Here is a 1,695-nt window from a genome sequence, read left to right as displayed (position 1 = left end):
AGCGGGTAACAACCCGGCCACCCAGCCGCTACCTCGTTAATACAACGTGACCAGCCACCGCCTCGTCGAGGCGAGGCACGTCTCAGATGCCGCCGATGCGCGTCATCGCGTAGACGGGCAGGGCAGCGACAAGGAATTTGGCGGCACCACGACCGAGGAGGGAGGCGAGCTGGGCGGAGGCGGCGCGCTCACCGAGGAGCGCGTCAACGACCGACACGGCAAAGCCGACGCCGGCACCGGTGATGCCACCCATGGTGAGGAATGCGGCGAAGTCGCCGAGGATATTGGCGATAGAGGGGAAGACGACGGGCAGCAGGTCAGAGGTGTGCCCGAGCAGCCACGCGATCGAGGAAATGATGAGTCCCGCGAACAGGCCGAACGCCGCGGAGTAGAACACCCCCGCGGTCGAGGAGCGCCCACTGTTCGCCGACACGGCTACGACGATGACGACCAGGGCGGCCATGGGCACGACGACCGACCAGCGCGCGTGGACCGTCAGGGACACCCACATGGACCCGGCTGTAATGATGAGGAGCGCAGTCACCGACGAGGTGAGGGCTGCGGTCAGCGACGTCGACCCCCAGTGTTCGGTCGTATTTCCCACCGAGTGGTCACGCGGTGCGGGCGCGTCAAGGATCGTCGCAGCCACCAGGAACACGAGCATGATACCGGTCAAGGGGATCGCGATGTCAAGGTTCTTCCAGTACGCGACGCCGATGGGGGTGAGTGCCCCACCGAGCGCAAGCACTGCCTGCGCGAGCCACGGCATGTGCAGTCGCGCCAACGTCGGCCACGCGAGCGCCAACAGGAACGAGGCGAGCGCGATGACCGGACCGACCGTCCAGCGCGAGCCGGGCAGCCACCACGCGGTGATTGTCAGCGCGGCCAGAAGTGTGACGGTGGCCGTACCAACGCTGACAGACACTCGTCTGGTGGCCAGCGTGTCGCGGCGTACTCCGCGGCTCGAGTCGGTTCGTGTGCGTGTGGGCGAGGTCGATGTCATCACGCTTCCATGGTCCCACATGTCTGGAGTCGACGAGGCCATGGCCGCCCGCGCGGGTCTTCCTGAGACGGCGGGTCGGGATCGTGGCGAGGCGGGTGCTCTCATGTTGTCGGAACGCCGCACCCGCCCCAACGCTGTGGTGCGCGTAACCAAGAGACGCGGCTCAGGCCTCGTCGGGGAGGACCCGGCTGTGGCGCATGCCCCGTGTGGGTTGATCCACGTCGCCACGGCGCGCGTTGGCATGAAGTGAGTCGTAGGGTTGAGGGGCACGCCGGACCGTTATGCCCCGGGCTCCAAACTCTGCCGCTACGAGCGGCCTTCGCGCCGACAGGCGCATTCGGTTCGGCGTGCTTTGTCGTATCTGCGCGCCGAAGCGCACGAGTGTTTCCGTCTCCCGCTGCGCGACTGTCCCCGTCTCGCGCCCGATTGTCAGATCCGTTCTTCCGTTCCTGCAAGCGTTCCGTTCCTGCAAGCGTTCCGTTCCTGCGAGCATTCCGTTCCTGCGAGCGTCCGACAGACACCGGGTCCGCAAATCAGCTTGTCCGCATGTCGGCCCTCTATCCCGCACGTAAACCCGCTATTCCGAGCGTGGGCAACGCCGCCCACGTACGGAACAGGAGGCCCACGTGCGGGACAGCAAGCCCACGTGCGGGACAGCAAGCCCACGTGCGGAACAGCAGGCCCACGTGCGG

Annotated in this window: 2 protein-coding genes; one reads left to right on the top strand and one right to left on the bottom strand. The window is 66.8% G+C overall.

Annotation, left to right across the window (positions count from 1 at the left end; genetic code table 11):
• Positions 1 to 82: 82 nt before the first annotated feature.
• Positions 83 to 1,003 (bottom strand): hypothetical protein, encoded by a 921-nt coding sequence (locus O3932_RS10420; protein WP_198002798.1) that lies wholly within the window; start codon positions 1,001 to 1,003, stop codon positions 83 to 85.
• A 19-nt stretch (positions 1,004 to 1,022) separates the two neighbouring features.
• Here O3932_RS10420 and O3932_RS10415 point away from each other — a divergent pair, with 19 nt between their 5' ends.
• Positions 1,023 to 1,253 carry a hypothetical protein gene (locus O3932_RS10415; protein WP_296503037.1) on the top strand — a complete coding sequence of 77 codons (231 nt, stop codon included), beginning with the start codon at positions 1,023 to 1,025 and terminating at the stop codon, positions 1,251 to 1,253.
• Positions 1,254 to 1,695: the final 442 nt, after the last annotated feature.

Source organism: Pauljensenia sp. 20925_1_25 (genome assembly GCF_041433955.1).
In the GTDB taxonomy this organism is placed as follows: Bacteria; Actinomycetota; Actinomycetes; order Actinomycetales; family Actinomycetaceae; genus Pauljensenia.
This window is presented reverse-complemented; position numbering and strand designations above follow the sequence as displayed.

What these genes read in the sequence shown, in the direction of transcription:
- O3932_RS10420 (WP_198002798.1), bottom strand. Translation starts at nt 1,003, where the DNA reads ATGACATCGACCTCGCCCACACGCACACGAACCGACTCGAGCCGCGGA.
- O3932_RS10415 (WP_296503037.1), top strand. Translation starts at nt 1,023, where the DNA reads ATGTCTGGAGTCGACGAGGCCATGGCCGCCCGCGCGGGTCTTCCTGAG.